The organism is Guyparkeria halophila (assembly GCF_034479635.1).
GTDB classification, from domain to species: Bacteria; Pseudomonadota; Gammaproteobacteria; order Halothiobacillales; family Halothiobacillaceae; genus Guyparkeria; species Guyparkeria halophila.
This window is the reverse complement of record NZ_CP140153.1, coordinates 1,945,017-1,970,550: the sequence shown is the minus strand read 5'-3', so window position 1 is coordinate 1,970,550 and position 25,534 is coordinate 1,945,017. Positions and strand designations below refer to the sequence as shown.

Genomic DNA, 25,534 nt, shown 5'->3' with positions numbered 1-25,534 from the left:
GTGCCCGATGAGTGAGGCCGCCGAACAGCCCGACTGGACCATCGCGCGCCGCTTTCGTGGCTTCGTGCCGGTGGTCGTCGATGTCGAGACCGGGGGGCTGGACCCGCAGGGACACGCCCTGCTGGAGCTGGCCGCCGTGCTACTGGACGTCGACGAGCACGGACGGCTCTATCCCACCGAGGAGATTGCCGTCTCGGTGCATCCCAGCGCCTTGACGGTGGTCGACCCGGTCTCGATCAAGATCCACGGTATCGATCCGTCGGATCCCGAACGCGAGGCGGTGGAAGAGCGTGCCGCCCTGGATGCCTTCTTCCGCCCGATCCGTCGCCAGGTAAAAGCACTCAACGCCCGTCGTGCCATCCTGGTGGGTCACAACGCGCCGTTCGACCTGTCCGTGGTCAAGGCCGCCTGTGAGCGCACCGGCTACAAGCGCAACCCCTTCCATCCGTTCTCCACGCTCGACACGGTGACGGCCGCCGCCGTGGCCGTCGGTGAGACGGTGCTGGCCAAGGCCTGCACGGCCGCCGGCTTCGAGTGGGACAACAGTCGGGCCCACGGCGCGCTCTACGACGCGCAGAAGACCGCCGAGCTGTTCTGCCACATCACCAACCGGCTCTCCACCGAGAACGGCCGGGCGGCCCTGCGCGTACGCGAACCGCTCAAGTAGGACGCCCGGTCTCCTCTGCGGAGTCTGCCTGCGATCGCGGGACCACGTTGAGCGTGATCCGGCCGCGGCCATGGCTGTCCTCCTCACCTTCGAAACGTTTGTGGATGGTTACCGATTCCCCGGCCGATTCCCCGGCCGATTCGCTCGCCTCGGCATGCACATAGCGCTCGCCGATCGGTACCTGCAACGGCGAGGTGTCCTGCGTGGCGTGCGCAATGGCGCTACGGGCGATGGCGTCCAGCTCGGCTGGCGTGATGTCGACCACCACATTGAGATCACGCACCGCGGCCTGCAGGTGTTTGGACGTCAATGGTGGAGCCGGCGGCTCGTCCCAGCGGGCAAGACCGATCGGATAGCGTCGCCATGGGAACGGGTAGTTCGCGATCACCGCCACCAGGAAAAGAATCGCGGTGTTCGCCAGCACCGGTGCGGCCAGATAGAGATACCCCAGCTCATGCACCGGCGCGCCGCCGATCACGGCAATCAGGGCGGTCGCCCCTCCCGGCGGATGGACGCAACGCAGCAGCTGCATGGCCGCAATCGCGCCGCCGACGGCGACACCCGCGGCCAGTGCCGGGTCGGGAATCCACATCGCCGCGCTCACGCCGACCACCGCGGAGACGATCTGGCCACCGAACACCGGCCACGGCTGGGACAGGGCCCCGTGCGGCACGGCGAACAGCAGCACGGCCGCCGCCCCCATCGAGCCGACCATCAGGACGGCGACCCACGGGCCGGCGACCCAGCTGGTCAGGGTGTAGACCGCCCAGATCCCGATCAGCGCGGCGATGCCGGCAATGACCACTTCGCGCCAACCGATCCGTGTTGTGCCGGGGCCGATGAAGTTCTGGATAAGCGTCAGGGCGCACCTGACCCGGGACTCTTGTGTCATGCGGGTGGTACCTGCAACGAATGGTGGGCGCGGATTCTACCGCCCTTGCCCCGTGATGGTGCAATCGGCCAGATTGACGGGGTGCGGGCCGAGCGGATAAAGTTGAAAGTTAGTCTTGACTAACTTTTGTGAGGAGGGGGCGATGCAGGCAGATGACAGGGCAGGATGGACAGGGCTGTGGCAAGCAATCCACCCGAGCGCCGTGACGCGATACTTACGGCGAGGCGCGCTGGTGTTCTCGACCCTGCTCGTCCTGTTGGCCGCGCCGCTTGCCGGCCACGCGGACGGGCGCCTGTCGATCGTTGCGACCACCGGCATGATCGCCGATGCGGCCCGCGAGATCGGCGGCGAGGCGGTCCGTGTCAAGGGATTGATGGGCCCGGGCGTCGACCCGCACAGCTATCGTCAGACCCGCAGCGACATCGTCGCGCTGGCGCAGGCCGATCTGGTGCTCTCGCACGGGCTGTACCTCGAGGCGCAGATGGAGGAGTTCCTGCATCGCCTCTCGCGTCGTCAGACGGTGGTTGCGGTGGCCGAAGTGCTGCCGCGGGATCGTCTGCTCGGCCACACCGACTACGAGAACAAGTTCGATCCGCACGTCTGGATGGCCCCGACCCTGTGGGCCGATGTGGTGGTCGCCATTCGGGATGCCATGGCCGAGGCCCGCCCCGCGCAGGAAGCCTATTTCGCCAAGCGCACCGAGGCCTATCTGGCCGAGATCGAGCAACTGTCCGCCTATGCCGAGCAGACGACCGCCAGCGTGCCCGCCGACAGCCGCGTACTCTTGACCGCCCACGACGCCTTCGCCTATTTCGGTCGTGCCTTCGACTTCGAGGTGATCGGCATCCAGGGCATCTCCACCGAGTCCGAGGCCGGCCTGCGCCGCATCCGTGACCTGGTCGACCTGCTGGTCGAGCGCGACATCGGCGCGGTGTTCGTCGAGAGCTCGGTGCCTGAGCGCAACGTGCGGGCGCTGGTCGAGGGGGCTGGCGCCCGTGGCCACCAGGTACGCGTCGCCGGCACGCTGTACTCGGATGCCATGGGAACGGTGGGCAGCTACGAGGGTACCTATCTCGGCATGATCGATCACAACGTCACCACCATCGTGCGTGCCCTCGGCGGCGAGGCGCCGACGGGCGGCATGCAGGGCCGACTGGGCGAGGGGGCTCGATGAGTCTGCGCATGCCGTTCGGCCAGGGCGACGAGGCTGCCGCCCCGCTTGCCGAGCTGTCGGACAAGCCGCTTGCCGTGCGCGGCCTGACGGTGGCCTACGGGCAGAAGCCGGCGGTGTTTTCGCTCGACATGACCATCGAGGATGGCTCGATGACCGCGATCATCGGTCCCAATGGCGCGGGCAAGTCGACCACGCTCAAGGCCGTGCTGGGCATCGTGCCGCGCCTGTCGGGCGTGGTGACCGTCTACGGCCGGCCGCTGACGAAGAGCCGCCGGCGGATCGCCTACGTACCGCAACGCGCGTCGGTCGATTGGGACTTTCCCACCCGGGTGATCGACGTGGTGCTGATGGGACTGGCGCGCGAACTCGGCCTGTTGCGCCGGGTGAACGCCAGTCACCGCCAGCGCGCGTTCGACTGTCTCGACCGGGTCGGCATGCGCGACTTCGCCGACCGGCAGATCGGCCAGCTCTCCGGTGGTCAGCAGCAGCGGGTGTTCCTTGCCCGGGCGCTGGCGCAGGGCGCCGACTTGTACCTGCTCGACGAGCCGTTCGCCGGCGTGGACGCCGCCACCGAGCGGGCCATTATCGACGTGCTCAAGACGCTCAAGGCCGAGGGCCGCACCGTCGTCGCGGTCCACCACGATCTGTCTACGGTGCGTGACTATTTCGATCACGTCATGATGATCAACGTCCACAAGGTCGCCGAGGGGCCCGTGGCCGAGGCCTTCACGGAGGATCACCTGCAGCAGGCCTACGGCGGGCGCCTGGCGGCCAACCTGATGGATCAACTGCAGCTCGGTGGTCATTGATGCTGCTTGAGGCACTGACCCTGCAGCTGGGCTATAACGCCACGCTGGTGGCCATCGGCGCGGCCCTGCTCGGCATCGCCGCCGGGGCGGCCGGCACCTTCCTGTTCCTGCGCAAGCGCGCCCTGGTCTCCGATGCCATCAGCCACTCGACCCTGCCCGGCGTGGGGCTGGCCTTTCTGGTCATGGCCTCCCTGGGGGGCGATGGCCGCCACCTGGCCGGGCTGATGCTCGGCGCGGCGCTCACCGCTGGGGCGGGGTTGCTGTGCATGCACTGGCTCACCCGGCGCACGCGCCTGGCCGAGGATGCCGCCATCGGCGCGGTGCTGTCGGTGTTCTTCGGTTTCGGCGTGGTCTTGCTGACCGTGATCCAGACGGTCTCGATCGGCCGTCCGGCCGGGTTGACAGACTTCCTCCTCGGCGCGACCGCCGGGATGCTCTTCGGTGACGCCGTGTTGATCGCGGTCGCCGGGGCTCTGGCGGTGCTCGCGGTATGGGCAATGCGTCGACCGATGACCCTGGTGGCCTTCGATGCCGGTTTCGCTGCAGCGACCGGCATCGACGTGCGCCGGGTGGATCTCGCCATGATGGGGCTGGTGATGGCGGTGACCATTATCGGGCTCAAGGTGGTCGGACTGGTGCTGATCGTCGCGTTGCTGATCATCCCGCCGGTGGCCGCCCGCTTCTGGAGCGACCGCAGCGACCGGGTGCTCGGCATCGCCGGTGTGTTCGGCGGCCTGTCGGGCTTTATCGGTGCGGCCATCTCGGCCACGGCACCGGCGCTGCCCACCGGGCCGATCATCGTTTTGACCGCATTCACGTTGTTTGCCCTGTCGATGCTGTTCGCGCCGGGACGCGGCCTGCTGGTCGGCTGGCTGCGCCACCGCCGCCAGCAGCGGCGCATCCACCTGCGCCAGGGGCTGCTCGCGATCGCCCAGGATCTGCCCATCTACGAGCGCTATACGCTCAATCTGCTGGTCAGGGCCGGGCTGGCTCGCCCCGACGGGGTGCCCACCGAGCTGGGTCGCTGGCGGGCGGCCAGGGCCTGTCGCGACGAGTCACGCTGGGCAGTGGCCCGGCGGATGCATTCCCACGAGGCGATCGTGTCGCGCTACGACGGCCTGCGCCCGATCGAGGTGGTGCTGACCGAGGACGAGATTCGCGAGATCGACCGGCAGCTTGCCGAAGTCGGGGAGGGTTGCACGTGATGGGTGCCGAATTCGTGATGCTCTCTCTGGTGCCGATCCTGATCGGCGTGCTCGCCGCGATCGCCTGCGCCCTGCCGGGCAACTTCCTGGTGCTGCGCCGGCAGGCCCTGATCGGCGATGCCATCAGTCACGTGGTGCTGCCGGGGATCGTGGTCGGGTTTCTGCTGAGCGGCACGGTCAATTCCTGGGCGATGATGGCCGGGGCGGCTGGCGCGGCGGTGGTGGCCGTGCTGCTGATCGAGTTGATCCGTCGCCTGGGGCGGATCGAGCCGGGCGCGGCCATGGGGGTCGCCTTCACGGCCATGTTCGCCTTCGGTGTACTGCTGCTCGAGCAGTCGGACACCTCCTCGGTGCACCTCGACGTGCAACACGCGCTGTACGGCAATCTCGAAAGCCTGATCTGGGTGGAGGCCCGCGGCTGGGAGTCGCTGTTCGACCCGGTCGCGCTGGCGGGGTTGCCTCCCGAGCTGACACGCATCGCGATCGTGGCGTTGTTGATGCTGGTCTTCACCGTGGTGTTCTGGCGGCCGCTGAAAATTGCCACCTTCGACGAGGGCTTTGCCCGGGTGCTGGGCATGCGCACTAACCTGATCGGCCTCGGTCTCGTGATCATGGCGGCAATCGCGGCCGTGGCCGCCTTCGATGCCGTGGGTTCGATCATCGTGATCGCCATGTTCATCTGTCCGCCGGCCGCCGCCCGCCTGATGACCAACCGACTCGAGGCCCAGGTACTCTGGTCGGTGGCCTTTGCCGTCTTCTCGGCGGTGATGGGCTACGTGCTGGCCGGTTACGGCCCGTTGTGGCTGGGTGCCGACGACGCCGTCAGCGCGGCCGGCATGATCGCCACGGTCGCCGGCCTGGTGTTGGCCCTGGCCGCCTTCTATGCCCCGCATCGCCAGTCCAGCGGTGCTTCGAGGGCCACCTGAAACCCCCGATTACGAGTTCCGGGCAACATCCTTTCCGTGCTCACGTGCTTCTTCAGCTTCCTTCCCGGGGCAGGCGCAACCCCTCCGTCGATTCTCCGCCTGTCTTGATCCCTCTCCTCATGAATGCAAAAAGGACTTGACCTCGTAATGATTCGCATTTAGTTTAATCGTCCTTCGATTCGCCGCCTGTGCCGGTGATCGAGATCACGGGCAAGCCAGCCGCCGCCAGCCAGCCCTCGAAAACAACGGGTCCTTCCAGGATCCCGATACATCGAGGAATGGGCATGAGCCGAATCATCCATCAAAGCCGGCTGGCGGCCGCCGTATTTTTTGCGCTGACCTCGCAGGCAGCCATGGCCCGGGAGGCCGACAACAAGGACCAAGAGCCCGAGCGCTACCCGCAGATGACCGTCAGTGGCGCCGTCGAGGTGGAGGCCTATCACGCCAGCCCCTACACCGCCGGCGACAAGAGCGACATCGTCCTGGCCATCGGGACGTTGGGTCTCGAGGCGGCGATCAACGACTGGCTCAGCGCCGAGATATCGACGCTCTACGAGGAGAACGACACCCCGCTAGAGATCGACACCGCCAGCGTGATGCTCGGTGCCGAGGACAGTCTCTGGTCGCTGCGCGCCGGTCAGTTCTACGTACCGTTCGGCGTGTACGAGACCGCCATGGTCTCCGACCCGCTCACCCTGGAGCTGGGTGAAACACGTGAGACAGCGATCTCGGCAGGTATCGGCCTGCGCGGCTTTTCCGCCGAGGTCTATGCCTTCAACGGGGATCTTGAGGACGAGAACCAGGTCAACGGCTTCGGCGCGACCGCCGGCTTGATCGGGAGCATCGCTGCCGCCGACTTGGCACTTTCCGCCGGCTACATGAACAGTCTGGGCGAATCCGATGGGTTCGAGGAAGCCGTCAAGGCAAATACGGGCGGGGCGGACACCGACGAGATCGGTGCCTGGACCGCCAGCGCCACGCTTGGTATCGACGAGATGCTGCTGGTGGGCGAGTATCTGACGGCCAGCGATTCCTTCCATGCCTCCGAACTGGCCTTCGACGGCGGTGGTGCCCAGCCGATTGCCTGGAACGTCGAAGCGAGCTACGGCTTCGACCTGATGGGCCGGCCTGCCCGCGCCGGCATCGGCTACCAGGGTACCGACGAAGCCCTGGCCCTCGAACTGCCGGAGAGCCGCGTGATCGCCGCGCTCTCAGTCGAGATATTCCCCCACACAGCCCTTTCCTTCGAATACGCCCTTGATGAGGACTATTCCGTGGCCGACGGCGGCACGGGCGAGTCGGCCGACACCTTCACCACACAGCTCGCAGTCGCCTTCTGAGCGTCTCCGTGACTGGCACTAACGCATTGCGAGGATCAAGCCATGAGCATTCTTATCCACAATACGAAGACCCTCCGCCTCACCACCCTGACACTCGCCTGCGGGCTGGCGCTGGCCGCACCGGGCCTGCAGGCCGCGCCGGGTGATCGGGGCGATTCGGGTGATTGGGGCAACCTGGGTGCCGAGACCGTGCTGGAACACACCGCCACGCACGTAATCGCCCGCAACTATATCCGCCTGGCCGATGCCACCGAGCGGCTCGCGGTGCAGCTGGCCGCACTCGAGGAGCGGCCCGGGGCCGAGAACGTGATCGCCGCCCGGGCCGCTTGGCGGGCAGCGCGCGCCGACTGGGAGACCGGCGAGGCGCACCTATTCGGCCCGGTGGACACCGATGGTCACGACCCGGCCATGGATTCCTGGCCGATCGACCTGCGCGAGCTCGCCGGGCTGATCGACGGCGACGCCCCGCTGGACGCCGCGGCGGTCGGTGGGCTCGACGGTGACGTCAAGGGTTTTCACGCGATCGAATACCTGCTCTGGCAGCAGCCGGTCGCCGAGGGTCGCGAATCCGCCGAGACGGCCGCGGCACGGCTGGGCGCCGCCCCGCGTCAGCGGGCCTTGCTGGCCTCGCTGGGCGCAGATCTGGACGACCACGCCACCGCCATGGCCGACGCCTGGCAGGGTGATGACGGCCATGCCCGTCAGCTCGCCGCGGCGGGCACGCCGGACTCACGGTTGTACCCGGCGGTACGGGGGGCGTTGCAGGAACTCGCCGAGGGCATGGATGCCATCGCCGACGAGTTGGCGGCCGCCAAGCTGGGCGAGCCACTCGAATCGGGCCACCCGTATGGAGTCGAGTCGCCCTACGCGCGCAATACTCGCGCCGACATGCGTCACAACGTCGTGGGCATCCGCAACCTCTGGCTCGGCTCGCTTGACGGCATCGAGTCCGGTCTCGGACTGCGGGCGCTTGTCGCGACGAATGATGCGGATGTCGAGGCGGTCGATCGGGCCTTCCTCCTCGCTCTGGGGCGGATCGACGCGATCGGCGAGACCGCGGACGCCAGTGGACGATTCGCCTTCGCCGAGGTGGTCGCCGACGGCGAGCTGGGTCACAAGGCGCAGATCCGGGCGGCGGTCGACGCGGTGCGCCAGTTGCAGGCGCGCCTGGCGGGTGCGCTTGAGTGAGGAAGGTCGACATGAGCCGTTTGATTGGAGCAGGGCGCATTTCGAGCGTTGGCCCGGTTCGCCCGGGCCTGTGCTCGGTGTTGCTGCCATCCTTGCTGGTGTTCGCGTTGCCGTGCCTGGCTGACGAACGGCCGCCCGTGACAGTCGATTCGGCCACCAGCAACGCCTTCTCGCATCCGCTGCCGGGCCTCTCCGACGAAGACGTGGCCCGGTTTACCCGCGGCGATGCCGACTTCGAGACGCCGTTCGTCTCCAGCGGCAACGCCATTCGTCCCGGTCTGGGGCCGGTATTCAACGCCTCGAGCTGCGAGGCCTGTCACCCGCGCGACTCGCGGGGCGAGCCGCCACCCCATCCGGCGGACGGTCGCAGCAATCTCGCGGATGCCGAGTCGATGTTCCTGCGCGTGAGCCTCGGCAACGACCCCGAGATCGGGCCGATCCCGGTGCCCGGCATGGGTACGCAGCTCCAGCAGCAGGCGGTGGCCGGGGCCGTACCCGAGGCGAATGTCACCGTGCGCTGGCGCACGAGGACGGACGAGTACGCCGACGGCACCCCCTACCAGCTGCGCTGGCCCGTATTCGAACTGACCGGGCTGGCCGATCCCGAGGCGCTGGCCGAGGCCGGCTACACGGTCGAGGACATCCAGACCTCGCCGCGGGTCGCGCCACCTATCCACGGACGTGGCTACATCGAGGCGATCGAAGCGGAGACCCTGCGCGGTTTGGCCGATCCGGACGATGCCGACGGTGACGGCATCAGCGGGCGGGTCAACCGGGTGCTCGACGCACAGACCGGCGAGCGGGTCATCGGCCGGATCGGCCTGAAGGCCAACAACCCCTCGCTGCGCCAGCAGAACGCGGGCGCCTATCACCAGGACATGGGCGTGACCAACGTCGTGTTTCCGGAGGAAGCCCCCGGCGCAGCCGTCAACCGGGATGACGCCAGGGATGACACCGAACTGGGCTGGAACAGCGAAACGGGTCGACCCGATCCCGAGGCGGGCGAACGCATCCTGGGTGACGTTGTCTTTTACACCCAGACCTTGGCCGTCCCCTCGCGCCGCTTCGTCGACAACCCCGAGGTTCGACGCGGCGAGGGGCTCTTTGAGCAGGCGGGCTGCGCCGCCTGTCATCTGCCGAAGCTGACCACCGGCGAACACCCGGACGGCATCGAGTTGCTGTCGAACCGCGAGATCGCGCCGTACTCGGACTTCCTGCTGCATGACATGGGCGAAGGGCTGGCCGATGGTCGCGGCGACTTCGAGGCGACCGGGCGCGAGTGGCGCACCCCGCCGCTGTGGGGCATCGGCCTGAACGAGTTGGTCACCGGGCATCGCTTCTACCTGCATGACGGCCGCGCACGCGGGCTGGCCGAGGCCATTCTTTGGCACGGCGGGGAAGCCAGGCTCGCTCGCGAGGCCTTCCGCCGGATGAGTGATGCTGAGCGCGATGCCATGCTGACTTTCCTGCACAGTCTTTAACGACTCGTTTCGGACTGGTTGCGACGGTAAACTGGGCGCAGTCCCGTTCAGGGGCTGGCAGCAGAAAGCGTATCGATCCAAGGAAAGCTGAATATGAAGCAATCGAAGACAGGGAAGGTCGTTGGCCTGACCGCATTGGCCGGGGCTTTGACCTTGGTGCTGGCAGGGTGTTCGAGTCCCAAGGCCGATTTCGAGGCGGCTTGCGAGAAGAATTCCGGCGATGCCGAAGGCTGCGCCTGCATGAGTGAGCGGCTGGACAAGAACCTGAGCGAGGAGCAGTTCGGTGAGCTGGTCGAGCTGATGCTGGCCGAGGACGCTCCGCTCGAGGAGGTTGGGGCGCGTCTCGATGAGAATACCTTCCAGGAACTGATGATCGCCGCGAAGCAGTGCGAGACGCGCCCCTGATCATCCGCCTGGCGGCGCTCATGGCCCTCCTGGTGGCACCGCTTGGCCAGGCCCAGTCGCCCACGCAATCCCCACGGCTGCCGCTGCAGACGGGCGACATCGTGCTGTTGGGCAATGACAGTGCCTGGGGCTTTGTCGCCCGCCGGTTTGCCGATGCCGACAGCCGCTGGAGCCATGTCGGCATGGTGATCCGTGCCGGGGAGGATGCCAGCGTGGTCCACATGGATGGCTCGCCGATGGGCGGGCAGATCCGACGCGAGTCGGTCGCCGCGTTCACCGCGGAGGCTCGGTACGTGCAGGTGGTGCGACCCGCATTCGATTCCCGGCAGCGGACGCGGGTCGGCGACTGGCTTGTCGATCACCTGAGGCGAGAGACCGCCTTCGATACCCGGTTTCGTCTCGACCAGCATCCGGCCATGTATTGCTCCGAACTGGTCTGGCGTGCGCTGGGCCATGTCGCGATGACGCCCGGGGATGACAGTCTGCCACGCGCCGCCGGTCGCGCTTACGTGCCGGTCGATCGACTGGTGACCCTGGGGCGGACCCTCGCGGAGCGAGAATGGACGCCGTCGGTCGTCGCCGGGGCGCGGTGAATGGCTCGCAAACGCATTTGTCACCGCAGGAGGGGGGCCCAACTGCATGGCCATCGGCATGGCTAGAGACGCCGCCTTCGAGGCCCATCATCGGCGCTATGAAGACTGGTTCGAGCGCCATGAGGCCGCCTACGTCTCCGAACTGCTCGCCCTGCGGGCGTTCGTGCCCCGGGAGGGCGACGGATTGGAGATCGGGGTGGGCAGCGGTCGTTTTGCCGGGCCGTTGGGCGTGCAGGTGGGCGTCGACCCGTCACCGGCCATGCTGCACTACGCGGCCAAGCGCGGTATCGAGGTGGTCGAAGGCGTTGGCGAGGCACTCCCGTTTGCGGCCGACCGTTTCGATCACGTCTTGCTGGTCACCACGATCTGCTTCCTGGATTCGCCCGCGACGATGGTCGCCGAGGCCCGCCGCGTGCTCAGGCCGGGTGGGCGGCTGGTAATCGGCTTCATCGACCGCGACAGCCCGCTTGGCCAGGTCTACGCCACACACCGCCACGAGAGTGTGTTCTACCTTGAGGCGAGCTTCCACTCGGCCGAGGAGGTGGCGGCGATGCTCGATGACGGCGGCTTTCGCGTGGATGCCTGGGGCCAGACCCTGTCCCACTCACCCGAGCGAATGCGGGAAATCGAGCCCCTGCGGTCCGGGTGCGGCCAATGTGCCTTCGTGGTCGTCTCGGCCATCAACGAGGGGTGATGCCGATGCCGGGCGGTCCGTTCCTGTTCGCCCTGTTCGGGCTCTTCCTGCTCTTCGTCCTGGTTCAGGTCGGGGCGTTGCAGCTCGCCTTCGACAAGCTGGGGCTCGATCCGGAGGCGGGCATGACGCTCCTGTTCGTTTCGTTAATGGGCAGCCTCGTCAATGTGCCGTTGTTTCGCATGCAGGCCCAGGCGCCCGACGAACCGCCCCCCGAACCGTTTCGCAGCCTGCTCAAGCACAGGCAGGTCCCCTTCGAGGGCGTCACGACGGTGGCCGTTAATCTGGGTGGCTGCCTGCTGCCGCTGACATTCTCCGCCTACTTGATGCTTCATGCCGGGGCGGCCGTGTTCGACTACCTGCTGGCCGTGATCACGGTCTCCGCGGTGTCGTACTACGCCAGCCGTCCCGTGCCGGGGATCGGGATCGGCATGCCGATCATCATCGCGCCGCTGGCGGCCGCCATGGCCGGGATCCTGATCGACCCGGCACACAGTCCCGCCCTGGCCTACGTGGGCGGCACGCTCGGCGTACTGATCGGGGCCGATCTGCTGCGTCTGAAGGACATCCGCAAGATGGGCTCGCCGGTGGCCTCCATCGGCGGGGCGGGCACCTTCGACGGCATCTTCATCACCGGCATCATCGCGGTGCTGTTGGCCTGAGGCGGCCAAGCCCCTTACCAGATGATCACCGTCATCCGTAGGTCGGGCTTCAGCCCGACATTCCACCCGGATGACAGGTGATGCGGTTTCAGCAGGGAGGGGCGTCTTGGGCGGCTGTCGGGCTGAAGCCCGACCTACAGTGGTTTCGCTCGTTCGCTGGGCAGCGCGAGTGTTCGCGTCCGTCCTCGATTACGTCAGCGTGCCGCCTTTAGCGCCTGGTCGAGATCCTCGATCAGATCCTCCACGTGCTCGATACCGATCGACAGGCGCACCATGTCCGGCGGCACCCCCGCGGCGCGCAGTTCCTCGTCGTTGAGCTGACGGTGGGTGGTCGAGGCGGGGATCGCGGCGCAACTCTTGGCATCGCCGATATTGACCAGGCGCAGGATCAGGTTGAGCGCGTCGTAGAATTTCACGCCCGCCTCGCGGCCGCCCTTGAGGCCGAAGCTGAGGATGCCCGAGGCGCGGCCGTCCATGTACTTCTGCGCCAGACGATGGTCCTTGTGTTCGGGTAGGCCCGCGTACTGGACCCAACTTACCTGCGGATGGCCTTCGAGGAACTCGGCCACTTCCTGGGTGTTCTCGCAGATGCGGTCGATGCGCAGCGAGAGGGTTTCCAGTCCCTGCAGCAGGTTCCAGGCCGATTGGGCCGACAGGGCCGCGCCGGTGTTGCGCAGCGGCACCACGCGGGCGCGGGTGATGAAGGCCGCCTCGCCGACGTCGTTGGTGTAGCTCACGCCGTGGTAGGACGGGTCCGGGTCGATCAGCAGCGAGAAGCGCTCCGGGTGGGCGGCCCAGTCGAAGTTGCCCGAATCGACGATCACGCCGCCGAGCGTGGTGCCATGGCCGCCGATGTACTTGGTCGCCGAGTGGATGACGATGTCGGCGCCGTAGTCGATCGGCTTGAGGAGAAAGGGCGTGCCGACGGTGTTGTCGACCATCAGCGGCAGGCCGTGGCGGTGCGCGATGTCGGCCAGGCGTTCGATGTCGGCGATGCTACCAGACGGGTTGCCGATCGACTCGCAGTAGATCGCCCGGGTGCGCGCGTCGATCGAGGCCTCGATGCCGGCGAAGTCGTCCTTGTCCTGCATGCGCACCTCGATGTCCTGGCGCGGCAGGGTGTGGGCGAACAGGTTATAGGTGCCGCCGTAGAGCTCGCTGATCGAGATGATGTTGTCGCCGGCCTGGGCGATGGTCTGGATGGCGTAGGTGATCGCGGCCATGCCGGTGGCGGTGGCCAGCGCGCCCACCCCGCCGTCAAGGGCGGCCAGGCGCGCCTCGAGCACCCCGCAGGTGGGATTCATGATCCGCGAATAGATATTCCCCTGGACCTTGAGGTCGAACAGGTCGGCGGCGTGCTGGGCACTGTCGAAGCTGTACGACGTGGTCTGGTGGATCGGCACGGCGACGGCGTGCTGGTCGTCCGGCTCGTAGCCGGTGTGCAGGGCGATGGTCTCTGGGCGCATGCCTTCCTCCTTGGTTTTTCGGAAAGCGTAGCCCCAAACGTGCTCGATGTCTGTTCCGGTGGGAGAGGCAGGGGCATCTCGGTACAAATCCGGAGACACTCGGACTTGGTCGTCCGTGATTCTGGCACGCAGGGGGGGGGTATCGGATCCGTACAGGGCTTCCCTCTACTCGAGCAGCAGTTCCAACTGGGTGGCAATCAGGCCGAGCAACGCCAGGATGATCGCGATGGCGACCGCGACGGCCTTTCGCGAGCGCCCCGGTCCCTTCTCCATGCCGATCTCCTCGCGCAGCTGGCGGATCTTCTTGCGCTTGTAGAGTCGGTTGAGCCAGGGACTGACCGCCCGGATCGGTATGCCGGCCCGGTCGCCCAGCCCGTCGATCATCACGAAATGCCCGTCCGGGTGCCAGGCAAGGTTGTCCGCCGACAAGTCGTTGATCAGCACGTTGGAGGTCAGCGCCCAGTCGAGAAAGGTCTCGAGGGCCTGTCGAGAGCGATGGCCGTGGCGCCCGGATTCCACCAGGTCGCGCAGCGTCGGTGCGAGATTGCCGTCCTCGTCGAGCACCGCCTCGACCAGCAGGGCCGCCCCCAGATCGGTGTCGACCACACCCAGGATGTTCTGAATGTGCGGGCAGGGGGCCAGTCGTCCGGGTGTGAGCGCCCGCGAGGCGAGGTGCTCGATCATCTCGCGGGCAAACGCGCGGTGATGACCGATACGGCGGCGCTTCTGGTAGAAGCGATCCTTCCGGTCCCGTCGTTCGATAAAGCGCGGGTTGACCACCTTGACCAGCACGCGCGGGTCGTCCGGATGGCGGAAGACCAGCTTCTGGGCCCCCTGGCCGACCGGCTCGAGGGAAGAGAGTTGCAGTGGCGTGATCAGGTCCATGGGCGCTCGGGGCAAAGCCGGGGATTGTACCGCGACGACCTGGAGGGGTCAGTCGGCCTGTTCGTCGGTCGGGATGATCTCGCGCTCGCAGGCAGTGCCGGTCTCGATGCAGGTGAGGTTCTGCAGGGTCTGGCTCGCGATCTGCTCGAGCGCCTCGTGGGTGAGGAAGGCCTGGTGGCCGGTGATCACCACGTTGTGAAAGCCCAGCAGGCGGGCGAACAGGTCGTCGGTGAGGATCTCGTCGCTGCGATCCTCGAAGTACAGCGGGCCTTCGTGCTCGTAGACGTCGATCCCCAGCCCGCCAATCCGGCCCGACTTGAGTCCGTCGATCACCGCGGCGGTATCGATCACCGCACCGCGGGAGGTGTTGACGATCACCACGCCCGGCTTCATCCGGCCGATCGCGCCCGAATCGACCAGGTGATGGCTTTCCTCGGTCAGCGGGCAATGCAGGCTGATCACGTCCGCCTGCTCGAACAGGGTGTCGCGTGAGACGTATTCCACGCCCATCGCCTTGCAGCTCGGATTGGGGAAGGGGTCGTGGGCGATCACGTGCGCGCCGAAGCCCTGTTTCAGAATCCGGGCGAACACCGCGCCGATCTTGCCGGTGCCGATCACGCCCACCGTCTTGCCGACCACGTCGAAGCCGGCGAGGCCATGCAACGAGTAGTTGCCCATCCGCACCCTGGCGGTTGCCCGCGGGATCTGTCGATTGACGGCCATCATCAGGGCCACGGCGTGCTCGGCGACCGCGTTGGGCGAGTAGGCCGGCACGTGGACCACGCGCAGGCCGGTCTCGGCGACCGCATCGAAGTCGACATGGTTGCAGCCGGCACAACGCAGGGCGAGCACCTCGGTGCCGCCCTCGCGGAGTGCATGGATCACCGGGGCGTCGAGGACGTCATTGGCGAACGCGCACACTGCCGGGTAGCCACGGGCGAGGTGGACGCTGTCCTCGGTCAGCCGTCGGGGAAAGAAATCGATTTCATGGCTGTGATCGATCGCCTCGAAGGACTCGCGGTCGTAGGGCTTGGTGGAAAACAGCGCGACTTTCATTTCCCTGATCCTCGTCGGCAGTGGGTGAAATGCGGGTTGACGTCAACCGTCGCCCTCAGTGACCGTCACCAAGGGCGTCGAGCAACTCGGCGAGTGCCTGTCGACAGGCGTTCTCGACCGCGCGCCGGCCATCGAGACCAAAGCGTTTGGCGAGCCGAGTCTCGTCCTGCAATTGCAGCATACGACCAATCAGCAGTGCGCGGCGATCGAGCGACACGGCGTCGATGGCCGCGGGTTGCGTCAGGGCGGGGGGCAGCCAGCGACGGATCGGGTCGAGTGCGGCATCGAGGTGGTGGCGGTGCCGGGCACAGGCGATCAGTTGATCTCGCTCGTCGGTATCCAGGGTCGGCAGTGGTTGTTGACCGGCGGCGGCCAGCAGGATGGCAATCCGGTCGGGCTCGATATGCCGTAGCGGGCCGGCCGCGCGGGTGGGTAATTGGCGAACGAAACGCCTCGCGGTGCGTTCAACCGCGTCTCGGCCTGCCGTCGTCAGGCCCATCGCCATCACCACCGCCTCGCTGCCCGAGGCGTGGTCGCGGTGTTGCCCTAGGTGCAATACCTGCATGCCGCAGGCCGCCCAGAAGGCGAGCAGTTCGTCCTCCATGCCGAAGCTTACGCCGAGGAATGCCTGGCCCTCGCGCCGGGCGGTGGCGGCAATCGCGCGTACCAGGCGTTCTCCCGTGCCCTGCCGCCGGGCCGCCGGGTGGACGGCAATCCGTTGGATGCGCCGCCCGTGCAACCGTGGCCAGTCGGGCATCCCCGCATGGGCGGCGAGTGTCTGGGGCAGCAGATGGCCACGCAGGCGGCGCTCGCCGTTGAAGACGGCCTCGGCCAGTTGGGTCGGCAGGGCGCCCTCGTCCTGGGTGGCGGCGGTGGCAATCACCGCCCGATCGGTCGCCTGGTCGATGGCCTTGCCGGCTTCGATCGCCCAGAGCTGGCTGGCCGGTCCGTCGAGCAGCTGGCGCAGGTCGCGCGGGGTGGTGCGGTAATGCGCGGCCACCAGCAGGCCGAACCATTCGCCCAGTCGGCGCTCGTCGGCGGCGAGTGCGCGTGGCTCCAGGCGCGCCGCTGGACAGGTCGTTTGGCGTGCATCGATCGGCAGGGTCTCGGCGGGGTCGGCATCCAGCAGCAACAGTCGATCGACCAATGGCTCGAGCGGGTCGCCCGGTGACCATCGGATGGGCGTGGTCAGCCAGTGATGGCGCACGGACACGGCGCTGGCCTCGAGGCGGGGCAGAAAGCGCAGGGTGAAACCGCGACCACTGCCCTCGTAACCGTGCTCGGTCGTGGCGAACACGCAGCGCGGGAACGCGTCGAACAGTGCCTCGAGCACGGCGGTCGGCAGGGCAGCGGCCTCGTCGATCAGGAGCAATCGCGCCTCGGGGCGTTGTTCGATCAGCACGTCGGGCGGCAGGAAGCGCAGTCGCTGGCTCCCCAGCCTGATCGCCCCGTCGTGGTCCGCGGCCGCGTCCGCCCTTTCACGCAGGCGGTCGAGCAGGGGCGCGACCGCCTCGCGTCGCGGGGCGGTCACCAGCACATCGCCGAGTCCTTGCTCCAGCACCTGCGCGGCGGCCAGGCCCAGTGCCGAGGTCTTGCCGCGGCCACGGTGTGATCGCAGGACCAGCGGGCGACGCGGACGGCCGCGGGCGACGGCGAGGATGGCCGCGATGGCGTGCGCCTGATCAACCGTGCGAGAGGGAAAAGATGGGGGGGCATCGGCGGTCCGGGTCTGAACCGGTTCGGGCGATGGCGGCGGGGCAACCGGCTGGCCTTGGGCAAGGTGCCAGAGGCGGGGGGCGGTGCCGAGGATACGCACCAGTCGCTCGCGGTAGGCCGGGCCGGCATCGCCTGCCTGGAAGGGGTACGGGACCAGTCGCGCCATGTCGGCGTCGGTCTGCGACGGCCAACGCCCCAGCGGCGGGGTCAACAGCACCAGGCAGCCGCCCCCGCGGACCCGTCCGGCCGCCGCGCCGAGTGCATCGGGATCGAAGCCGGTCAGGGCATTGACGAACACCCGAGCGCTTTCGCCGCCCAGCGCCTCGCCCGCACGGCGAAACCCGAGCGATCTCGTGTCGCTGGGCGCATCCGGACCGATCCAGAAGCTGTCGTCATCGACCAGCGATCGGGCTTGGGTCATCACCCAGTCGGACGTGCCGCTGATGAGCACGGCCAGTCGGTGCCCGGCCCGTTGCCAGGCGGGCAGGGACGCGTCGAGCGTGTCGCGGAGGGTCGGGGTGGTCGGGCGCGCTGGCATGGGGGATATTGTAGCCAGCGAGTGCGATCAACCGCCGGCGAAGATGCCGCGGATCAAAAAGAAGAACATCGCGGCCAGCAGCGCGGCAGCCGGTACGGTGATCACCCAGGCAGCGACGACCTTGAGTACCAGCGAGCGCTTGACCAGTTCCCGCTTGTAGATCTTCTTCAGGCCCTTGCGCTGGCGCTTGCTGATGTGGGCCTCGCGCCGCGTGTTCTTGTCCTTGAGTTCCTGAAGCATCTGCTCCTTGACCTTGAGCGGGGCGGCGCGGAAACGCTCGAGGTATTCCTGCATTACCTCGTCGTCGTCACTGTCCGGATGCAGGTCGCGTACCTGCTGCTCGAGGCGGTCGTAATTGGACTTGAGATACTCGCGCAGAAAGCCCACGCCGAATACCGCGCCGATGGTGACATGGGTGGTCGAGACCGGCAGGCCCAGCTGCGAGGCAAGGATGACGGTCAGCGTGGCGGCCATGGCGATGCAGTAGGCGCGCATCTGGTCGATGTCGGTGATCTCGTGACCGACGGTGCGGATCAGTTTCGGGCCGTAAAGGGCCAGACCCACCGCCAGGCCCAGGGCGCCGATCAGCATGACCCACAGCGGAATGGCAGCCTTGGCCGCGGTGCCCGCCTGGGTGAGGGAATCGTTGATGGCCGCGAGCGGCCCGACGGCGTTGGCCACGTCGTTGGAGCCATGGGCGAAGCTCAGCAGGGCGGCGGCGAAAATCAGCGGCAGGGTGAACAGGCGGTTGACGCTTGCCTTGCTGTTTTCCTTCATGCCGTTGGCGGCGCGGGCCACCAACGGGCGGACCAGGAAGAACACGATCGCGGCGATGACCACGCCGATCAGTGCCGCCCCCAGAAACGGTACCTCGACGATCTTCTTCAGGCCCTTGACCACCAGATAGGTGCCGAATGCCCACGCCATTAGCGCGAGGAACCAGGGGACGCGTTTTTTCGCCGCGGCGATCAGGTCGCCCTGGTAGGTGATGCTGCGCTTGATCAGGTAGAGCAAGCCGGCGGCGAGCAAGCCGCCCAGCAACGGCGAGATTACCCAGCTGGCCGCGATCTGGCCGACCGTGCCCCAGTTGGCGATGCCCCAGCCGGCCGCGGCAATGCCGCCACCCATGACCCCGCCGACGATCGAATGGGTGGTCGAGACCGGCGCGCCGAAGGCGGTGGCGAGGTTGAGCCAGATCGCCGCGGCCAGCAGGGCGGCCATCATCAGCCAGACGAAGGTCATCGGGTCGCCGATCGCCGCCGGGTCGATGATGCCGCCCTTGATGGTGCTGACCACCTCACCGCCCGCGATGATCGCGCCGGCGGCCTCGAAGATGGCGGCAATCACGATCGCCCCGCCCAGGGTCAGGGCCTTCGAGCCGACCGCCGGACCGACATTGTTGGCGACATCGTTCGCCCCGATGTTCATGGCCATGTAGGCACCGATCACCGCGGCGACGACCATCACGAGACTGACGTGGCCCTGGGTGAGCCAGGTGAACAGTGCCACCCCGATCACGAACAGCAATGCCACGCCGAAACGCAGCAGCTCCCGGCGGGCGGGTTCAGCCACCTTGTCGAATGCGCCCATCTCGTTGAGATCCATATCGAATATGCCTGTCACAATGTCACGAAAGACGGCACGTTAGCGGACCGACGCGGCTTCGTCCATTTCCCGAGCCCCGTGCTCGGGCATGCGGGCCTGTCACCCGGGATGGCGCGGTTCCCTTCCGAGGCCGAATCTGGCCCAATACCCGCCATGTCGAAAAGCCCCCACGAGATACTCAACAGCGTCTTCGGTTACCAGGACTTCCGCCCGCCGCAGGGCGAGGTGATCGAGACGGTCACCTCGGGACGCGACGCCCTGGTCCTGATGCCCACCGGCGGCGGCAAGTCGCTGTGCTACCAGGTGCCGGCCTTGTCGAGCCCCGGCACGGCGATCGTGGTCTCGCCGCTGATCGCCCTGATGCAGGACCAGGTCGCCGCGCTGCGCCAGCTGGGTGTGGCCGCGGCGTTCCTGAACTCCAGCCTTTCGGCGGAACAATCCCGGGAGGTGATCCGGCAGTTGCACGCCGGCGAGCTCGACCTGCTCTACCTGGCCCCCGAGCGATTGATGACCCCGGCCGCGCTGGAGCGACTGGCGGGCCTGCCGATCAACCTGATCGCGATCGACGAGGCGCACTGCGTCTCGCAGTGGGGCCATGACTTCCGCCCCGAATACATCCGCCTGGGCGAGTTGGCCGATCACTTCCCGACCGTACCGCGTATCGCCCTGACGGCCACGGCCGACGAGGCGACCCGCGAGGAGATCGTCAACCGGCTGCGACTCACCAACGCGCGGCGCTTCGTCTCCGGCTTCGACCGGCCCAATATCCGCTATCGCATCAGCCAGGGCAGTGGCGGCAGCCGCGACCGGTTGTTGCGCTTCATTCGTGAGGAGCATGCGAATGATGCGGGTATCGTCTATTGCCTGTCGCGAAAGAAGGTCGAGCAGACCGCCGATTGGCTCGAGAAGCAGGGACTGGTGGCCCTGCCGTATCACGCCGGGCTGTCGGCCGAGCATCGCCGCACGGTCCAGGAGCGCTTTCTCGCCGAGGAAGGCGTGATCGTGGTGGCGACCATCGCCTTCGGCATGGGCATCGACAAGCCCGACGTGCGCTTCGTCGCGCATCTCAACCTGCCCAAGAGCATCGAGGCCTACTACCAGGAGACCGGCCGGGCCGGGCGCGACGGCCTGCCGGCGGATGCCTGGATGGACTACGGCCTGCAGGACGTGCTCACCCTGCGCCAGATGATGGCCGGTTCCGAGGCCGACGAGCGCATCAAGCGCATCGAGCGTGCCAAGCTCGACGCCATGCTCGGGTTGACCGAGGAGACCCGCTGCCGTCGCCAGTCGCTGCTGGGCTACTTCGGCGAGACGCTGGCCGAGCCCTGCGGCAACTGCGACAACTGCCTCGAGCCGCCCGAGACCTGGGATGCCACCGAGGCGGCGCAGAAGGCGCTGTCCTGCATCCACCGCACCGGGCAGCGGTTCGGGGTGAACTACCTGGTTTCCGTCCTGCGCGGCGAGGCGGACGATCGCATGCGCCGCTTCGGCCACGACCAGATTTCCACCTTCGGTATCGGCGGCGAGTTGTCGGCAACGGGCTGGCGTGGCCTGTTCCGCCAGTTGATCGCCCGCGGCCTGATCGCCGTCGACGCCGAAGGCCATGGCGGGTTGCACCTCGACCCGAGTGCCCGCGCCGTGCTGCACGGCGAGGAAACCCTGCATCTGCGGCCGGAGAAGAAGCGCACGGCGGGCCGGCGCGGGGCTAAACCGGGCAGTGCGCCGGTGCCGACGGAAGACGAGCCGCTCTGGGACTCGCTGCGTGCGCACCGCAAGCGCTTGTCCGAAGAGCAGGGCATTCCGCCCTACATGGTGTTCAGCGATGCCACGCTCAAGCACATGCTCGAGATCCGTCCGACCCAGCTCGACGAGATGGCCGCGGTGTCCGGGGTCGGTGAGCACAAGCTGGAGAAATATGGCGAGGGCTTCCTGCGCATCCTGCAGGCGCACGCCGGCTGAGCGACCCTTTTAAAGCAACCGGTTGAATTCGCCGGCATTTGCCGAGATGATCGCTGGCTTGTCTTGAACCGTGACCAGGGGGCAAGTGCGTGTCCGCAGCAGACCAGCCCAAGCCCGTCAATCCTCCACAACGAGGGGTGTTCCGTACGGCCGATCTGCCGCCGGATGAGCGCAATGCCGCCTGGAATGCGATTGCCGGCCCGTTCTTCGATCACGTCGTGCCGCTTGAGGACAAGGCGATGGACGGCGAGATCCGCGCCGATCTGCTGGGTGACTGGGCGACCTGTCGCATTCGCTTCAACCCGCACTCCTATGCCCGCCGCCAGGCGCGACGTTCCGATGACGGACTCGACTACTACTTCATCCAGCTCTATTGCCGGGGCGCGTTGCACGGCGAATGCGCCGGCCGGGCGGTTTCCCTGCGTCCCGGCGACATCCTGATTCTCGACGTGCGCCAAGCGCTCACCCTGCGGGCCTCGGCGGGCGAGATCATTACGCTCATCATCCCCCACGCGGATATCGACCGACTGCCGGCCGATCTGCACGGCCAGGTGCTGCTGCGCGAACGGGACTCGACGCGTCAGTTGGCGGCCCGTTTCGAGTCACTGGAGGCGCGTCTGTCGGAGATCGGCGCCGATGAGGCTCAGGCACTGCAATCGTCGGTCCGCTCGGTGCTGATCGCGGCGATCGACGACGCCCTGAGCGAGGCCGACCCGCCGCTCCGGCGCCGATCATCCCGACCGGTTCCCGAGCCGGCCTGCAAGGAGGTGGGCGATGCCTCGACCTCCCTGCAGGCCATTCAGGACACCTTGCTCGGTTGGTCGAAGCGCGACGACTGACCCGCTGCCGGCGTGAGTCCGGCCGGGTGAGCGAGACGGGGTGGCTTGCGAAAAAGGTGTATAAATATACAGTATCGGCATGAGCCCCCATGCCGAGCTGTCCGCCCGTTCCAATTTCAGCTTTCTGACTGCCACGCCCAGCCCGGAGCGATTGGTGGAGACGGCCGCTGCGCGCGGTTACGCCGCCATTGCCATCTGCGACGAGTGCTCGCTGGCCGGAGTGGTGCGTGCCCAGCAAGGCTGGCGGGCGCTACCGGAGGGCGGGCGTCCGCAGCTGATCATCGGTACGCGGCTGGTGCTCGAGGCGGGCGACGAGCTGGTGTTGCTGGCGGCGACCCGGGCCGGTTATGCCGCGATCAGCCAGCTCGTTACCCGCGGGCGTCGGGCGGCGGTCAAGGGCGAGTACCGGCTTGGCCGGGCGGACGTGCTTGCTGGGCTGAATGCCGGGGTGCGGGTGATCTGGCAGGTGCCGCCCCGTGACATGCCCTCGCCGGACTGGCTGCTCGCCGGCGGTATCCGCCCCTGGCTGGGCGTGGTGGCGTGGCTCGACGGGCTGGACGGGCGCCGAGCGGCCCATGCCCGGGCGCTGGCGGCGGCCCATGGTCTGCCTGTTACCGCCCTGGGTGACACGTTGATGGCCGATCGGCAAGAAAAGCCGCTACTGGACGTGGTCACGGCCCTGCGACATCGGATGAGCGTGATGGAGGCGGCCGATCGCCTGCCGTCCAATGCCGAGCGCCACCTGCGCCCGATCGAGGTGCTCGCCGAGCGGTTTCCGACCGAGTGGCGGGCCGAGGCCGTGGCCCTGGCCGCCCAGTGTCGGTTCTCCCTGGACGAGCTCTCCTACGAGTACCCGCTCGACGATATCCCGCCGGGGGTGACCGGGGGCGAGCAGCTGCGTCGCCTGACCTTCGAGGGGGCGGCAACACGCTGGCCCGATGGCATTCCCGACCGCGTGGCCGCCCAGATCGATCGCGAGCTCGGCATCATCCAGGAGATGGCCTTCGAGCCGTACTTTCTCACCGTGCACGACATCGTGCGCTTTGCCCGCTCGCGCGGGATCCTCTGCCAGGGTCGCGGTTCGGCGGCCAACTCGGCGGTGTGCTTCGCGCTCGGGATCACCGCGGTCAATCCGGCGGAATCCTCGATGCTGTTCGAGCGCTTCATCTCCAAGGAACGGGCCGAGCCGCCGGATATCGACGTCGATTTCGAGCATCACCGCCGCGAGGAGGTGATGCAGTACATTTACCACCGCTACGGCCGCGACCGGGCGGCGTTGGCGGCGACGGTGATCCGCTACCGGCGCAAGTCCGCGCTGCGCGATGCCGCCCGGGCGCTGGGCGTGGGCGAGGACGTGACCGAGCGCGTCAACGAGCAACTGGCCTGGTGGGACAAGGAGGTCAGCGAGGAGAAGCTGGCGGCCGCCGGCATCGACGGCAACCTGCGCCAGATCCGCTGGTGGCTGGCGATCGCCCGACAACTGACCGGCATGCCGCGGCATCTCTCCCAGCACGTGGGCGGGTTCGTTATCGCGCGCGGCCAGCTGGCTGATCTGGTGCCGGTGGAGAATGCCTCGATGGCCGACCGCACGGTCATCCAGTGGGACAAGGACGATCTGGATGCCGTGGGCTTGATGAAGATCGACGTGCTGGCCCTGGGTATGCTCTCGGCGGTGCGCCGCGCCTTCGAGCTGGTCAATCACCACCGCCCGCGTGAGCGCGAGCTGGCGCTGTGGTCGATCCCGCGCGAGGATGCGGCCACCTTCGAGATGATCAGTCGGGCGGACACTGTCGGCGTGTTCCAGATCGAGTCGCGGGCGCAGATGAGCATGCTGCCGCGTCTTCGGCCCCGCTGCTTCTACGATCTCGTGATCGAGATCGCCATCGTCCGCCCCGGTCCGATCCAGGGCGAGATGGTCCACCCCTACCTCAAGCGCCGCCAGGGACTCGAGCCCGAGGAGTACCCCAACGAGGAGATCCGGCGGGTGCTGGGCCGCACCCTGGGCGTGCCCATCTTCCAGGAACAGGTGATCGAGCTGGCGATGGTGGCGGCCGGCTTTACCGCCGGCGAGGCCGACCAGCTCCGGCGTGCCTTGGGCGCCTGGCGCAAGCGCGGCACGCTCGAGGACTTTCGCAAGAAACTTTACGACGGCATGACCGCACGTGGCTTTGCCGCCGAATTCGCCGACCGGGTCTACCGGCAGATCCTCGGTTTCGGCGAGTACGGTTTTCCCGAGTCGCACTCGGCCAGCTTCGCGGTGATCGCCTACGCCTCGGCCTGGCTCAAGTGCCACGAGCCGGTCGCCTTCTACTGTGCCTTGCTCAACAGCCAGCCCATGGGTTTCTACGGCCCGTCGCAACTGGTGCAGGACGCCCGCCGTCACGGCGTGGTGGTGCGCCCGCCCTGCGTGCTGGCCAGTGACGGCGAGAGCACGCTCGAGTCGCTCAATGGGAGGGGAGATGCCATCCAGACCCATGCCCTGCGCCTGGGGCTGGGGCGCATCCACGGGTTGTCCGCGGCCGGGATCGACCGGCTACTGAGCGCCCGCGACGAGATGGCCTTTCGCGACGTGGCCGATTGCGTGCGCCGGGCCCGCCTGGATGCCCGTGACCGCCGCGCGCTGGCCCATGCCGGGGCCTTCGCCGCGCTGGAGGGCAATCGCTACGCGGCGCACTGGTCGGCGAGCGGTATCCCCGCGGACATGGCACTCGAGGCCGGCTTGCCGGCCGATCGAAAGGTGGCCGAACCGGCCGTCGACCTGCCCGTGCCGAACCAGGCCGAGACCATCGTCGCCGACTACCAGCGGCTGGGGCTGTCGTTGAATGGCCACCCGCTGGGCCTGCTGCGCGACCGATTACGACGATTGCGGCTGCGGCGCAGCGACGAACTGGCCACCCGCCACGACGGCGCACACACGCGCTACTGCGGCCTGGTGACCATGCGCCAGCGCCCCGGCACGGCCAAGGGCACGGTGTTCCTGACGCTCGAAGACGAGGTCGGCACGGTCAACGTGATCGTCTGGCCGGATCGCGTCGCCGAATATCGGCAGGTGGTGGTCAATGCGCGTCTGCTGGAGGTGCGCGGCCAGTGGCAGCACCGTGACGGCGTCGCGCACCTGGTCGCGCGCATGCTGGTCGATCACAGCCACTGGTTGGGCGAGTTGCCCACGCGCTCGCGCGATTTCCACTGAGATACCGATGCGGGCCGTCCACGACGGGGCAGTTAGCCCGCCACCGGCACATCATGCAAACGGCAATGCGAAGGGTTTGCATTTGCATGAATGGCCGCTATACTGGCCCGCGTCAATCGAAGGCGAAGGGGCAATCGAGTCAGCCAGATCCCACTCCACTCGGCGCATTGGCGCGATTCACCCGTTCGGGGAACTCCTGAATCTCGTTCCGGTCATAGCCGGTGAGTCGCGTTGAGATGCCTCTTCG

General features: G+C 67.6%; 21 protein-coding genes. 15 read left to right on the top strand and 6 right to left on the bottom strand.

What is annotated here, in order from left to right; translation table 11 throughout:
• Nucleotides 1–7: 7 nt before the first annotated feature.
• The gene (gene rnt, locus SR882_RS08940; protein ID WP_322520902.1) at nucleotides 8–667 is read left to right on the top strand and encodes a ribonuclease T; all 660 of its coding nucleotides are present in this window, start codon (nucleotides 8–10) and stop codon (nucleotides 665–667) included.
• On the opposite strand, the gene SR882_RS08935 is transcribed toward rnt, so the two are convergent.
• Complete coding sequence (locus SR882_RS08935) at nucleotides 660–1,559, bottom strand: HPP family protein (RefSeq protein WP_322520901.1); 900 nt, start codon at nucleotides 1,557–1,559, stop codon at nucleotides 660–662. The genes rnt and SR882_RS08935 overlap by 8 nt on opposite strands.
• A 202-nt stretch (nucleotides 1,560–1,761) precedes the next feature.
• On the opposite strand from SR882_RS08935, the gene SR882_RS08930 reads away from it, so the two are divergent.
• The 11 genes from SR882_RS08930 to SR882_RS08880 all read left to right on the top strand — a co-directional run bounded on the left by SR882_RS08930 (nucleotide 1,762) and on the right by SR882_RS08880 (nucleotide 12,033).
• Nucleotides 1,762–2,733, top strand: a complete 972-nt coding sequence (locus SR882_RS08930; RefSeq protein WP_322520900.1) for a metal ABC transporter solute-binding protein, Zn/Mn family — start codon at nucleotides 1,762–1,764, stop codon at nucleotides 2,731–2,733.
• Nucleotides 2,730–3,542, top strand: a complete 813-nt coding sequence (locus SR882_RS08925) for a metal ABC transporter ATP-binding protein (RefSeq protein WP_322520899.1) — start codon at nucleotides 2,730–2,732, stop codon at nucleotides 3,540–3,542. Before SR882_RS08930 ends, SR882_RS08925 begins: the two co-directional genes overlap by 4 nt.
• The gene (locus SR882_RS08920; protein ID WP_322520898.1) at nucleotides 3,542–4,747 is read left to right on the top strand and encodes a metal ABC transporter permease; all 1,206 of its coding nucleotides are present in this window, start codon (nucleotides 3,542–3,544) and stop codon (nucleotides 4,745–4,747) included. The genes SR882_RS08925 and SR882_RS08920 overlap by 1 nt, the downstream gene beginning before the upstream one ends.
• The gene (locus SR882_RS08915) at nucleotides 4,747–5,673 is read left to right on the top strand and encodes a metal ABC transporter permease (protein WP_322520897.1); all 927 of its coding nucleotides are present in this window, start codon (nucleotides 4,747–4,749) and stop codon (nucleotides 5,671–5,673) included. The genes SR882_RS08920 and SR882_RS08915 overlap by 1 nt, the downstream gene beginning before the upstream one ends.
• A gap of 284 nt (nucleotides 5,674–5,957) precedes the next feature.
• Nucleotides 5,958–7,013: an LbtU family siderophore porin gene (locus SR882_RS08910; protein WP_322520896.1), complete on the top strand. Its 1,056-nt coding sequence runs from the start codon at nucleotides 5,958–5,960 to the stop codon at nucleotides 7,011–7,013.
• Between the two features lie 42 nt (nucleotides 7,014–7,055).
• Nucleotides 7,056–8,201 carry an imelysin family protein gene (locus SR882_RS08905; protein WP_322520895.1) on the top strand — a complete coding sequence of 382 codons (1,146 nt, stop codon included), beginning with the start codon at nucleotides 7,056–7,058 and terminating at the stop codon, nucleotides 8,199–8,201.
• An 11-nt stretch (nucleotides 8,202–8,212) separates the two neighbouring features.
• Nucleotides 8,213–9,682 carry a di-heme oxidoreductase family protein gene (locus SR882_RS08900; RefSeq protein WP_322520894.1) on the top strand — a complete coding sequence of 490 codons (1,470 nt, stop codon included), beginning with the start codon at nucleotides 8,213–8,215 and terminating at the stop codon, nucleotides 9,680–9,682.
• A 93-nt stretch (nucleotides 9,683–9,775) separates the two neighbouring features.
• Nucleotides 9,776–10,087 carry a hypothetical protein gene (locus SR882_RS08895; RefSeq protein WP_322520893.1) on the top strand — a complete coding sequence of 104 codons (312 nt, stop codon included), beginning with the start codon at nucleotides 9,776–9,778 and terminating at the stop codon, nucleotides 10,085–10,087.
• Complete coding sequence (locus tag SR882_RS08890) at nucleotides 10,069–10,680, top strand: YiiX/YebB-like N1pC/P60 family cysteine hydrolase (RefSeq protein ID WP_322520892.1); 612 nt, start codon at nucleotides 10,069–10,071, stop codon at nucleotides 10,678–10,680. Before SR882_RS08895 ends, SR882_RS08890 begins: the two co-directional genes overlap by 19 nt.
• 46 nt (nucleotides 10,681–10,726) lie before the next feature.
• Complete coding sequence (locus tag SR882_RS08885) at nucleotides 10,727–11,374, top strand: class I SAM-dependent methyltransferase (protein WP_322520891.1); 648 nt, start codon at nucleotides 10,727–10,729, stop codon at nucleotides 11,372–11,374.
• On the top strand, nucleotides 11,374–12,033 hold the full coding sequence (locus SR882_RS08880; RefSeq protein ID WP_322520890.1) for a DUF1614 domain-containing protein: 660 nt from the start codon (nucleotides 11,374–11,376) through the stop codon (nucleotides 12,031–12,033). The genes SR882_RS08885 and SR882_RS08880 overlap by 1 nt, the downstream gene beginning before the upstream one ends.
• A 194-nt stretch (nucleotides 12,034–12,227) precedes the next feature.
• Here the strand turns inward: SR882_RS08880 and SR882_RS08875 are convergent, their stop codons facing one another.
• The 5 genes from SR882_RS08875 to SR882_RS08855 form a co-directional block, all read right to left on the bottom strand.
• Nucleotides 12,228–13,499, bottom strand: coding sequence for an O-acetylhomoserine aminocarboxypropyltransferase/cysteine synthase family protein (locus SR882_RS08875; RefSeq protein WP_322520889.1), 1,272 nt, complete (start codon nucleotides 13,497–13,499; stop codon nucleotides 12,228–12,230).
• A 165-nt stretch (nucleotides 13,500–13,664) separates the two neighbouring features.
• Nucleotides 13,665–14,384, bottom strand: a complete 720-nt coding sequence (locus tag SR882_RS08870) for a YrbL family protein (RefSeq protein ID WP_322520888.1) — start codon at nucleotides 14,382–14,384, stop codon at nucleotides 13,665–13,667.
• Between the two features lie 48 nt (nucleotides 14,385–14,432).
• Nucleotides 14,433–15,440: a 2-hydroxyacid dehydrogenase gene (locus SR882_RS08865; protein WP_322520887.1), complete on the bottom strand. Its 1,008-nt coding sequence runs from the start codon at nucleotides 15,438–15,440 to the stop codon at nucleotides 14,433–14,435.
• Between the two features lie 55 nt (nucleotides 15,441–15,495).
• Nucleotides 15,496–17,694 carry a tRNA(Met) cytidine acetyltransferase TmcA gene (locus tag SR882_RS08860; protein WP_322520886.1) on the bottom strand — a complete coding sequence of 733 codons (2,199 nt, stop codon included), beginning with the start codon at nucleotides 17,692–17,694 and terminating at the stop codon, nucleotides 15,496–15,498.
• 27 nt (nucleotides 17,695–17,721) lie between these two features.
• Nucleotides 17,722–19,299 carry an inorganic phosphate transporter gene (locus tag SR882_RS08855; RefSeq protein ID WP_322520885.1) on the bottom strand — a complete coding sequence of 526 codons (1,578 nt, stop codon included), beginning with the start codon at nucleotides 19,297–19,299 and terminating at the stop codon, nucleotides 17,722–17,724.
• Between the two features lie 108 nt (nucleotides 19,300–19,407).
• On the opposite strand from SR882_RS08855, the gene recQ reads away from it, so the two are divergent.
• From recQ to SR882_RS08840, 3 genes are all read left to right on the top strand, one after another.
• The gene (gene recQ / locus SR882_RS08850; RefSeq protein WP_407653313.1) at nucleotides 19,408–21,258 is read left to right on the top strand and encodes a DNA helicase RecQ; all 1,851 of its coding nucleotides are present in this window, start codon (nucleotides 19,408–19,410) and stop codon (nucleotides 21,256–21,258) included.
• Nucleotides 21,259–21,347: 89 nt separating this feature from the next.
• On the top strand, nucleotides 21,348–22,097 hold the full coding sequence (locus tag SR882_RS08845) for an AraC-like ligand-binding domain-containing protein (protein ID WP_322520883.1): 750 nt from the start codon (nucleotides 21,348–21,350) through the stop codon (nucleotides 22,095–22,097).
• Between the two features lie 79 nt (nucleotides 22,098–22,176).
• Nucleotides 22,177–25,287, top strand: coding sequence for an error-prone DNA polymerase (locus SR882_RS08840; protein WP_322520882.1), 3,111 nt, complete (start codon nucleotides 22,177–22,179; stop codon nucleotides 25,285–25,287).
• The last annotated feature ends 247 nt before the right edge of the window (nucleotides 25,288–25,534 follow it).

What these genes read in the sequence shown, in the direction of transcription:
- SR882_RS08840 (WP_322520882.1), top strand. Translation starts at nt 22,177, where the DNA reads ATGAGCCCCCATGCCGAGCTGTCCGCCCGTTCCAATTTCAGCTTTCTG.
- SR882_RS08875 (WP_322520889.1), bottom strand. Translation starts at nt 13,499, where the DNA reads ATGCGCCCAGAGACCATCGCCCTGCACACCGGCTACGAGCCGGACGAC.
- SR882_RS08885 (WP_322520891.1), top strand. Translation starts at nt 10,727, where the DNA reads ATGGCCATCGGCATGGCTAGAGACGCCGCCTTCGAGGCCCATCATCGG.
- SR882_RS08860 (WP_322520886.1), bottom strand. Translation starts at nt 17,694, where the DNA reads ATGCCAGCGCGCCCGACCACCCCGACCCTCCGCGACACGCTCGACGCG.
- SR882_RS08910 (WP_322520896.1), top strand. Translation starts at nt 5,958, where the DNA reads ATGAGCCGAATCATCCATCAAAGCCGGCTGGCGGCCGCCGTATTTTTT.
- SR882_RS08895 (WP_322520893.1), top strand. Translation starts at nt 9,776, where the DNA reads ATGAAGCAATCGAAGACAGGGAAGGTCGTTGGCCTGACCGCATTGGCC.
- rnt (WP_322520902.1), top strand. Translation starts at nt 8, where the DNA reads ATGAGTGAGGCCGCCGAACAGCCCGACTGGACCATCGCGCGCCGCTTT.
- SR882_RS08865 (WP_322520887.1), bottom strand. Translation starts at nt 15,440, where the DNA reads ATGAAAGTCGCGCTGTTTTCCACCAAGCCCTACGACCGCGAGTCCTTC.
- SR882_RS08935 (WP_322520901.1), bottom strand. Translation starts at nt 1,559, where the DNA reads ATGACACAAGAGTCCCGGGTCAGGTGCGCCCTGACGCTTATCCAGAAC.
- SR882_RS08915 (WP_322520897.1), top strand. Translation starts at nt 4,747, where the DNA reads ATGGGTGCCGAATTCGTGATGCTCTCTCTGGTGCCGATCCTGATCGGC.
- SR882_RS08905 (WP_322520895.1), top strand. Translation starts at nt 7,056, where the DNA reads ATGAGCATTCTTATCCACAATACGAAGACCCTCCGCCTCACCACCCTG.
- SR882_RS08855 (WP_322520885.1), bottom strand. Translation starts at nt 19,299, where the DNA reads ATGGATCTCAACGAGATGGGCGCATTCGACAAGGTGGCTGAACCCGCC.
- recQ (WP_407653313.1), top strand. Translation starts at nt 19,408, where the DNA reads ATGGCGCGGTTCCCTTCCGAGGCCGAATCTGGCCCAATACCCGCCATG.
- SR882_RS08920 (WP_322520898.1), top strand. Translation starts at nt 3,542, where the DNA reads ATGCTGCTTGAGGCACTGACCCTGCAGCTGGGCTATAACGCCACGCTG.
- SR882_RS08880 (WP_322520890.1), top strand. Translation starts at nt 11,374, where the DNA reads ATGCCGATGCCGGGCGGTCCGTTCCTGTTCGCCCTGTTCGGGCTCTTC.
- SR882_RS08870 (WP_322520888.1), bottom strand. Translation starts at nt 14,384, where the DNA reads ATGGACCTGATCACGCCACTGCAACTCTCTTCCCTCGAGCCGGTCGGC.
- SR882_RS08900 (WP_322520894.1), top strand. Translation starts at nt 8,213, where the DNA reads ATGAGCCGTTTGATTGGAGCAGGGCGCATTTCGAGCGTTGGCCCGGTT.
- SR882_RS08925 (WP_322520899.1), top strand. Translation starts at nt 2,730, where the DNA reads ATGAGTCTGCGCATGCCGTTCGGCCAGGGCGACGAGGCTGCCGCCCCG.